This is a genomic window from Ferrovibrio terrae, assembly GCF_943372915.1.
In the GTDB taxonomy this organism is placed as follows: Bacteria; Pseudomonadota; Alphaproteobacteria; order Ferrovibrionales; family Ferrovibrionaceae; genus Ferrovibrio; species Ferrovibrio terrae_A.
In genome coordinates this window covers 23,090-32,500 of record NZ_CALSAN010000025.1, presented here as the reverse complement: position 1 = coordinate 32,500, position 9,411 = coordinate 23,090, and the positions used below count along the sequence as shown (strand labels likewise).

At 66.1% G+C, this 9,411-nt stretch carries 8 protein-coding genes (1 of these 8 running past the window's edge); 5 read left to right on the top strand and 3 right to left on the bottom strand.

Annotation, left to right across the window (positions count from 1 at the left end; genetic code table 11):
* A protein-coding gene (gcvA, locus tag AAG821_RS16310) for a transcriptional regulator GcvA (RefSeq protein WP_341915225.1) crosses the window boundary here: on the bottom strand, positions 1-554 show its 5' portion. Its footprint begins 355 nt before the window's first position; only the first 554 of its 909 coding nucleotides appear in the window; it begins with the start codon at positions 552-554; its stop codon lies off the left edge, out of view.
* A 110-nt stretch (positions 555-664) separates the two neighbouring features.
* On the opposite strand from gcvA, the gene AAG821_RS16305 reads away from it, so the two are divergent.
* Both AAG821_RS16305 and AAG821_RS16300 read left to right on the top strand, forming a co-directional pair.
* Positions 665-1,093: a rhodanese-like domain-containing protein gene (locus AAG821_RS16305; RefSeq protein ID WP_341915227.1), complete on the top strand. Its 429-nt coding sequence runs from the start codon at positions 665-667 to the stop codon at positions 1,091-1,093.
* On the top strand, positions 1,093-1,701 hold the full coding sequence (locus tag AAG821_RS16300) for a glutathione S-transferase family protein (protein WP_341915228.1): 609 nt from the start codon (positions 1,093-1,095) through the stop codon (positions 1,699-1,701). Before AAG821_RS16305 ends, AAG821_RS16300 begins: the two co-directional genes overlap by 1 nt.
* A gap of 203 nt (positions 1,702-1,904) precedes the next feature.
* On the opposite strand, the gene clpB is transcribed toward AAG821_RS16300, so the two are convergent.
* Positions 1,905-4,508, bottom strand: coding sequence for an ATP-dependent chaperone ClpB (gene clpB, locus AAG821_RS16295; protein WP_341915229.1), 2,604 nt, complete (start codon positions 4,506-4,508; stop codon positions 1,905-1,907).
* A gap of 151 nt (positions 4,509-4,659) precedes the next feature.
* The gene (locus AAG821_RS16290) at positions 4,660-5,409 is read right to left on the bottom strand and encodes a hypothetical protein (protein WP_341915230.1); all 750 of its coding nucleotides are present in this window, start codon (positions 5,407-5,409) and stop codon (positions 4,660-4,662) included.
* A 149-nt stretch (positions 5,410-5,558) separates the two neighbouring features.
* Between AAG821_RS16290 and asnB the strand changes: the two genes are divergently transcribed.
* From asnB to AAG821_RS16275, 3 genes are all read left to right on the top strand, one after another.
* A complete protein-coding gene (gene asnB / locus AAG821_RS16285) occupies positions 5,559-7,502 on the top strand; it encodes an asparagine synthase (glutamine-hydrolyzing) (protein WP_341915232.1) in 1,944 nt (647 codons plus the stop codon).
* Positions 7,503-7,721: 219 nt separating this feature from the next.
* Entirely contained in the window at positions 7,722-8,471 is a 750-nt protein-coding gene (locus AAG821_RS16280; protein ID WP_341915233.1) for an electron transfer flavoprotein subunit beta/FixA family protein, read from the top strand.
* Position 8,472: 1 nt separating this feature from the next.
* Positions 8,473-9,408, top strand: coding sequence for an FAD-binding protein (locus AAG821_RS16275; RefSeq protein ID WP_341915235.1), 936 nt, complete (start codon positions 8,473-8,475; stop codon positions 9,406-9,408).
* Positions 9,409-9,411 lie beyond the last annotated feature (3 nt).

The window sequence follows — 9,411 nt, the reverse complement described above, 5'->3', positions numbered from 1 at the left end:
TCCTCGAAGCGGGTGAGCGGCGCGCCGCCATGCAGCAGCGCCGGACTCGCCACCGGGAACAGCTCCTCCTCCAGCAGCGGCACGGCCTGCAGGCCCTTGAACGGTCCGGCACCGAAGCGGATCGCGAGATCAATATCCTCGCGCACGAAATCGACCAGACGCCGCGTGGTGTCGATGCGCAGGTCGATGCCGGGATACTGGCGCCGGAAGTTGCCGAGCCGCGGCACCAGCCAGCCGGCGGCAAACGACGCCAGCATGGTGATGGTGAGCACGCCGGTGGCCTGGCCCTCGCGCAGATGCGCAGTGGCGGCGGCGAGGCGATCGAGCCCCTCGCTCAGGCCCGGCAGATAGGCGCGGCCGGCATTGGTCAGCGCCAGCCCGCGCGCCTGGCGGCGGAACAGCGGCACCTGCAGCTGCTGCTCCAGCGCCTTGACCTGCTGGCTGACCGCGGCCGGCGTGACGCCCAGCTCGGCGGCGGCCAGCGCGAAACTGGCATGGCGGGCGGCGGCCTCGAAGGCACGCAGGGCATTGAGGGGCGGCAGGCGGCGGCGCATGCCCCATCATGCATCAGCTTTCCTAAGCCTTCCAGCCAGAAACTCTCGGTTGTCGATTAGCCGAACTTACGCGAGGCTGTGGCATCACTGCCGCCCCAAGGATTGAAGCCATGCCCAGCACCGTCGCCGCCATCCCCGCCGCCCCGCCGCCGGAGGCCATGCGGCATTACGCCGCCAAACTGACCTTCGAGGCCGACTGCTGGGACGTGCATCACGCGCTCAGCCATGGCCAGCAGGATTTCGTGCTGCTCGATGTGCGCGGCCGCAACGCCTATACGCAGGCGCATGTGCCCGGCGCGCTGAGCCTGCCGCATGCCGACATCACGGCGGAGCGCATGGCGCGCAGCTGGCCGGCCGACACGCTGTTCGTGGTCTACTGCGCCGGCCCGCATTGCAACGGCGCCGATCGTGCCGCGCTAAAACTCGCCACGCTCGGCTATGCCGTCAAGATCATGATCGGCGGCATGACCGGCTGGGCCGACGAGGGCTTCGCCTATGCCCATGGCCGCGAAGCGGGTGAAGTGGAGCGCGCTGCCTGATGCTGACGCTGTATGACTATCTCGACTCCGGCAACGGCTATAAATGCCGCCTGATCCTGGCACTGCTGAACATCCCCTATGCCCGCGTCGAACTCGATCTCGACAGGGGTGAGACGCGCACCCATGCGTTCCTGGCCAAGAATCCGAACGGCCGCATCCCCGCGCTGGAGATGGAGGACGGCTTCGTGCTGCCAGAATCGAATGCCATCCTCTATTACCTCGCCGACGGTACCGCCTACCTGCCAGATAGCCGCCTGGCGCGCGCCCAGGTGCTGCAATGGCTGTTCTTCGAGCAGTACAGCCATGAGCCTTACGTGGCGACGCCGCGCTGGATCCTGCGCCATCTCGGCCGCACGCATCCGCGCATGGCGGAGATGCCCGAGCGGCTGGAAAAGGGCCGCGCCGCGCTCGGCGTGATGGAGCAGCATCTGAGCAAGACCGACTTCTTCGTCGGCAACCGCTACACCATCGCCGACATCGCGCTCTACGCCTATACGCACCGCGCCGACGAAGCCGATCACGACCTGGCGCCCTATCCGGCCCTGCGCGCCTGGCTCGCCCGCGTGGCAAGCCAGCCCGGCCATATCAAAATGCTGCCGGGCGATTGAGGCGGCAGCGAAACACAAAAACCTCATCGTCATGCCCGGGCCACCGGGTCCGACCAAAGGTCGGCCCGGCGGTAAACTTCACGACCCGGGCATCCATCTGCGCGTCCCGATGCGCCGATGGTTGGGATGGACCCTCGGGCCAAGCCCGAGGGTGACGATCTTTATGAATGAAGCCTCTTGGGAGAGGCTTCATTCATACCTTGCTACTCCGCCGCTTCGACCAGGCGGCCGAGAATGGTGAGGCCCTTCGGGCCGGCACTCACGGTCACCGTGGTGCCGTCGGCGATCTCGCCCTCCAGGATCATGCTGGCGAGCGGGTTCTGCAGCGAGCGCTGGATCACCCGCTTGAGCGGCCGCGCGCCATAGACCGGATCGTAACCGGCATCGGCCAGCCACTTCTTCGCCGCCTCGTCCAGCTTGATCTCGATCTTGCGATCGGCCAGCAGCTTGCGCAGCCGCATCAGCTGGATGTCGACGATGCCGGTCATGTTCTCGCGGCTCAGGCGACGGAACAGGATCACCTCATCCAGCCGGTTGAGGAATTCCGGCCGGAAGCTGGAGCGCACCACTTCCATCACCTGGTGCCGCGTCGCCTCGTCGATCTGGTCGCCTTCGGCACGCGCCAGATATTCGCTGCCCAGATTCGAGGTCAGGATGATGACGGTGTTCTTGAAGTCCACCGTGCGGCCCTGGCCATCGGTGAGGCGGCCGTCGTCCAGCACCTGCAGCAGCACGTTGAACACATCGGGATGCGCCTTTTCGACCTCGTCGAACAGGATCACCTGATAGGGGCGACGGCGCACGGCTTCGGTGAGCGCACCGCCCTCGTCATAGCCGACATAGCCCGGCGGCGCGCCGATCAGGCGGCTGACCGAATGCTTTTCCATGTATTCCGACATGTCCATGCGCACCATGGCGCTGTCGTCGTCGAACAGGAATTCGGCCAGCGCCTTGGTCAGTTCGGTCTTGCCCACGCCCGTCGGGCCGAGGAACAGGAAGCTGCCGATCGGGCGGTTGGGATCCTGCAGGCCGGCCCGGGCACGACGCACCGCATTGGCCACGGCCACCAGCGCCTCGTCCTGGCCCACCACGCGGGTGCCCAGCTTGTTTTCCATCGTCAGCAGCTTTTCACGCTCGCCCGACAGCATCTTGTCGACCGGGATGCCGGTCCAGCGCGAGACCACACCGGCGATGTCGCTCTCGGTGACCGACTCGCGCACGATGCTCTTGGCGTCGTTGCCGCCGCCCTTCTCGGCCTCCTGCAGCTTGCGCTCCAGATCCGGGATCACGCCGTAGGAAAGCTCAGACGCGCGGTTCCAGTCCGACTTGGCCTTGGCCTGGTCGAGATCGAGGCGCGCCTGGTCGAGACGTTCCTTCAGCTTCTTGGCATCGCCCAGCTTGTCCTTCTCGCCCTGCCAGGCCGCGGTGAGGCGCGCCGATTCTTCCTCGATATCGGCGAGTTCCTTTTCCAGCTTGCCCAGCCGGTCCTTGGAAGCCGGATCGGTTTCCTTCTTGAGCGCCTCGCGCTCGATCTTGAGCTGCATGATGCGGCGGTCGAGTTCGTCCAGCGCTTCCGGCTTGGAATCGACTTCCATGCGCAGGCGCGAGGCTGCCTCGTCGACCAGATCGATGGCTTTATCCGGCAGGAAGCGGTCGGTGATATAGCGGTTCGACAGCGTGGCGGCCGAGACGATGGCGCCATCGGTGATGCGCACGCCGTGATGCACCTCATACTTCTCTTTCAGGCCGCGCAGGATCGAGATGGTGTCTTCCACCGTCGGCTCGCCGACGAAGACCGACTGGAAGCGCCGCGCCAGCGCCGCATCCTTCTCGATATACTTGCGGTATTCATCCAGCGTGGTGGCGCCGACGCAATGCAGCTCGCCGCGCGCCAGGGCAGGCTTGAGCAGGTTGGACGCATCCATGGCGCCGTCTGCCTTGCCCGCACCGACCAGCGTGTGCAGTTCGTCGATGAACAGGATGATCTGGCCCTCGGCCGAGGTGACCTCGGCCAGCACGGCCTTCAGCCGCTCCTCGAACTCGCCGCGGAATTTGGCGCCGGCGATCATGGCGCCGAGATCCAACGCCATCAGGCGCTTCTGCTTCAGGCTTTCCGGCACGTCACCCTTGGAGATGCGCAGCGCCAGGCCCTCGACGATGGCGGTCTTGCCGACGCCGGGTTCGCCGATCAGCACGGGATTGTTCTTGGTGCGCCGCGACAGCACCTGGATGGTGCGGCGAATCTCTTCGTCGCGGCCGATCACCGGATCGAGCTTGCCCTGTTCGGCCGCCTCGGTCAGGTCGCGGGCATATTTCTTCAGCGCGTCATAGGCCTGTTCGGCCGAGGCGGAATCCGCCTTGCGGCCTTTGCGCATGTCCTGGATGGCTTTTTCCAGCGACTGCGGCGTGACACTCGCGGCCTTCAGCGCATCGGCCGCCGGCGTGCCGGCCTGCAGCGCAATCGCCTGCAGCAGGCGTTCGGCAGCGACGAAACTGTCGCCGGCCTTTTCGCGCAGCTTTTCCGCCGCCTCGAACAGGCGCGCCATCTCGGGCGCCAGATAAAGCTGGCCGGCACCGCCGCCTTCCACCTTGGGCATCTTGGCGAGCGCGTCTTCATTCTGCGCCTTGGCGACGTCCGGTTTGCCGCCGGCCGCCTTGATCAGGCCGGCTGCCATGCCTTCGGGATCGTCGATCAGAACCTTCAGCAGATGTTCGGGCGCGAAACGCTGATGTCCGCGCGCCAGCGCCATATTCTGCGCCGCCTGCAAAAAGCCGCGGCTGCGCTCGGTGTATTTCTCGAAGTCCATGTGGTCACTCCTGGTTGGCGGCCCCGCTTTTGCTGGCAACCCCCGACAGGCGGCAGGTTGCGGGTGGGCCCCGCGTCTCTCTTGCAGGAGATGTGGGAAGCGGCCGTCGCGGTACAAGAGGCCAAATGGCCGATTTTCGCCTTGATCGGAGTCAATCGCCGGACGGGCCGCCGGGCGACAGGGCACCACTGGCGCGCAGCCGCGCCAGATCGGGACCATCGAGATCGACAATGGCCGGTGCATGCGTGACCCGCGACGATGACGGGCGCGCCGGGCGGGCGGAAACCGCACCGGGCGTGTTCGGGCTTGCCGATGCTTCGCCGGTGTTCGCTGTGCTTCGCTGGGCTTCGCCAGCATTCGTGGCGCTTCGCTGGTGTTCGCCAGCATTCGTGGTGCTTCGTGGCGTTTCGTCGGACTTCTCCATGCTGCCGGCCGCTTCGGCGGCGCATTCGGCGCGGATCGCCGCCACCTGGGCATCCATCTGCCGGCGCTCGGCAGCGATGCGGCGGCGGAACGCCATATTGGGTGGGCGCTGGCCGGTGGCGCCCAGCTGCTCGACCTGCTGGGCGATGCCGTCCGGCTGGCTTTCCGCAAGCAGGCATCTGAGCAGGTCGCTGTCGAGGCTTTCAGGATTCAGGCTGCGGCTCAGCGCCGCGCTCCGCCCTGCCGCGCCCAGCTGGAGGCCGGCCAGCAGGCGCTGCCGCTCCAGCGCCTGGGCCAGATAGAAGCGAAAGCGCAGGCTGGCGCGCAGATGACGCCAGAGCCGGTCTTCCTCGATGCCGGCCGCTGCCGCCACGGTGGTGGGCCGGGCGCCTTCGGCCAGCTGGCGGGCAATGCCCTTCCAGTCGATCCGGGTGGGGGATTTGCGTTTCGGGCGCGGGGCGGCGACGGATACGGACATGGCGGGCCTCCAGGCTTGACCTTATAGAACAAATAGAGTATATAGGAATAAATGTCAATGACCGCGGTGAGAGCCAGAGGAATCATTTACCTGTCCGTCCGACTCCCCTAAACACAGGGCAGCCCTCCCCGGCCGATAGGACTCTCTATATGTGCGGCATTGCCGGCTTCCTGACCTGGCGCGAGACCCCGCCCGACCTGCTCAGCAGCCGGGTAAAGGCGATGACCGATGCCATCGCCTATCGCGGCCCCGATGCCGATACCCGCTGGGTTGATGCCGGCGCCGGGCTGGCGCTGGGCCACCGCCGCCTCGCCATCGTCGACCTGACGCCGACCGGCGCCCAGCCGATGCTGAGCGCCAGCGAGCGCTTCGTCATTTGCTACAACGGCGAGATCTTCAACTCCGCCGAGGTGGCGCGCGATCTGCCGGGGATAAACTGGCGCGGCACATCGGATACCGAAGTGCTGCTGGAAGCCTGCGCCGCCTGGGGCGTGGAAAAAGCCATCCCGCGCTTCATCGGCATGTTCGCCTTCGCCCTGTGGGACCGCAAAGACCGCGTGATCTGGCTGGTGCGCGACCGGCTGGGCATCAAGCCGGTCTACTGGAGCAGGCAGAACACTGATGAAGGCCCGGCCTTGCTGTTCGGGTCGGAGCTAAAGGCGCTGACCGCCTATCCGGGCTGGGTACCGCAGCTGGACCCGACGGCACTGGCCGGCTATCTGCGCTACGGTTATGTGCCGGCACCGCGCTCGATCCACAGCAATGTGCAGAAGCTGCAGCCCGGCCATATCCTGCGCCTCGATCCCGATGGCACCGAAACCCTGACCTGCTTCTGGGATCTGCGCCAGATCGCCCGCGACGGCATGCGCAACCGCGATACGCGCAGCGAAGCCGAGCAGCTGGAGGTGCTGCACGACCTGCTGAAGGATGCGGTGAAGCGCCGCATGATGGCCGATGTGCCGCTGGGCGCGTTCCTCTCGGGCGGTATCGATTCATCAACCGTCGTGGCGCTGATGCAGGCGCAGTCGACGCAAGCCGTGAAGACCTTTTCCATCGGCTTCCAGGACAAGGATTTCAACGAGGCCAACCATGCCCGCGCGGTGGCCAAGCATCTGGGCACCGACCATACCGAGCTGGTGATCGACCCGCAGCATGCGCGCGATGTGATCCCCGACCTGCCCTTCATGTATGACGAGCCGTTTTCCGACAGCTCGCAGATTCCCACCTACCTCGTCTCCAAACTGGCGCGCGAGAAGGTCACCGTGTCGCTGTCGGGCGATGGCGGCGACGAGATCTTCGCCGGCTATGTGCGCTATCTCGGCATCGACCGGGTGTGGAACGGCGTCGGACCGCTGCCGCTGCCGCTGCGCCGCGCCGGTGCCGGCATGCTGCAGATGCTGTCGCCCGATGCCTGGGATACGCTGTTCTCGCCGGTGCCGGCGCGCCACAAGCCGAAATTCCTCGGCGACAAGATTCACAAGGGCGCCGCCATCCTGGCCGAGGCCGATGCAGATGCCATGTATGGCGCGCTGGTGTCGCAATGGGATGGCGAGGCCATGGTGGCCGGCAGCGGCCCGCGCGCCGCGCAGGACACGACGCTGGCCGACGACCTGCCGGAAACCATCGCCCGCCTGCGCTATCGCGACATGACCACCTATCTGCCCGACGACATCCTGACCAAGGTGGATCGCGCCAGCATGGCGGTGGCGCTGGAAGCGCGCGTGCCGTTGCTGGATCACCGCGTGGTCGAATATGCCTGGACCCTGCCGCCCGACCGGCTGCTGGATGGCAACCAGGGCAAGAAGCTGCTGCGGCAGGTGCTCTACAAGTATGTGCCGCGCGCCATGGTGGAACGGCCGAAAACCGGCTTCGGCATGCCGGTGGGCGACTGGCTGCGCGGACCGCTGAAGGACTGGGCCGGCGACCTGCTGTCGGAGACCAGCCTGCGGCGCGACGGCCTGATCGATCCGGGCCCGGTGCAACAGCGCTGGCAGGAGCATTTAAGCGGCCGGCGCAACTGGCAGCATGCCCTGTGGACGGTGCTGATGTTCCAGGCCTGGCGCGCGCGCTGGGGCAACGCGGCAGCGGGCTGAAACTTCCTCCCGCCCCGGGCGAATTTCCCCAGCGGCAGAGGCACTTGACTGCTGCATCAGCCCCCTGAAGACAGCATGGCGGTTCGTTGACAGCCCCAAACACGGGTTATAGTGTGCAGCGCGAAAAACGCGTGTGGCCGCTGATGACAAGGCCGCGCGCCGTATCGCCGAATGCCGTTTTTCTCGCAGCTGTTGCACTAACAATCAGGGTTGCTGTCCATGAAGGTTCTGGTCGCGGTCAAGCGCGTGGTGGACTACAACGTCAAAATCCGCGTCAAGGCGGACAAGACGGGTGTGGATCTCGCCAACGTCAAGATGTCGATGAATCCCTTTGACGAAATCGCCGTCGAAGAAGCCGTGCGCCTGAAAGAGGCCGGCACCGCCACCGAAGTGATCGCCGTCTCGATCGGCCCGGCCCAGGCGCAGGAAACCATCCGCACCGCGCTGGCCATGGGCGCCGACCGCGGCATCCTGGTGAAGACCGACTCGGAAGTGCAGCCGCTGGCCGTTGCCAAGATTCTCGCCAAGATCGCCGAAGCCGAACAGCCGCAGCTGGTGATCGTCGGCAAGCAGGCGATCGACGATGACAGCAACCAGACCGGCCAGATGCTGGCCGCGCTGATGAACTGGCCGCAGGGCACGTTTGCGAACAAGGTGGCGCTGGCCGATGGCAAGACCACGGTGGTGCGCGAAGTGGACGGCGGCCTGGAGACCGTGGAACTCAAGCTGCCGGCGGTGGTGACCACCGACCTGCGCCTGAACGAGCCGCGCTATGCCTCGCTGCCCAACATCATGAAGGCGAAGAAGAAGCCGATCGAGGAGAAGACCCCGGAAGATTTCGGCGTCGATATCGCCCCGCGGCTGAAGACCCTGTCGGTCGAGGAACCGCCCAAGCGCAAGGCCGGCATCAAGGTGCCGGACGTTGCCACCCTGGTGCAGAAGCTGAAGACCGAAGCGGGAGTGATCTGAGATGAGCGTCCTGGTTATTGCCGAACACGATAACGCCTCGCTGAAGGGCGCGACGCTCAATGCCGTGACCGCTGCCACCAAGATCGGCGGTGATGTGCATGTGCTGGTCGCCGGCGAGAATGCCGGTGCCGCCGCCGCCGCTGCCGCCAAGGTGGCCGGTGTCGCCAAGGTGATCCATGTCGAGGGTGCGCAGTATGGCCACGGCCTGGCCGAGGCGCTGTCCGTGCTGGTCGCCGGCCTGGGCAAGAGCTATGGCGCCATCGTCGCGCCGGAGACCACCGCGGGCAAGAACGTGCTGCCGCGCGTCGCAGCCTTGCTCGATGTGATGCAGATTTCCGGCATCGTTGAAGTGAAGTCGGCGGATACCTTTGTCCGCCCGATCTATGCCGGCAACGCCATGGCCACCGTGCAGTCGTCCGATCCCATCAAGGTGATCACCGTGCGCACGACTGGCTTTGCCGCTGCCGCGGCAGAGGGCGGTTCCGCCACTGTTGAAACCGCGCCGGCCGCCAGCGATCCGGGCCTGTCCAAGTTCATCGGCCAGGAGCTGCAGAAGTCGGACCGCCCGGAGCTGACGGCGGCCAAGATCGTCGTCTCCGGCGGCCGCGGCATGGGCTCGGGCGAGAATTTCAAGCTGATCGAGGCCGTCGCCGACAAGCTCGGTGCCGCCGTCGGTGCCAGCCGCGCTGCGGTCGATGCCGGCTTCGTGCCGAACGACTACCAGGTCGGCCAGACCGGCAAGATCGTCGCGCCGCAGCTCTATATCGCCGTCGGCATTTCCGGTGCGATCCAGCATCTCGCCGGCATGAAGGATTCGAAGGTGATCGTCGCCATCAACAAGGACGAGGAGGCGCCGATCTTCCAGGTGGCCGATTACGGCCTGGTCGGCGACCTGTTCAAGATCCTGCCCGAGCTCGAAGCCGAGCTTGCCAAGTAACCG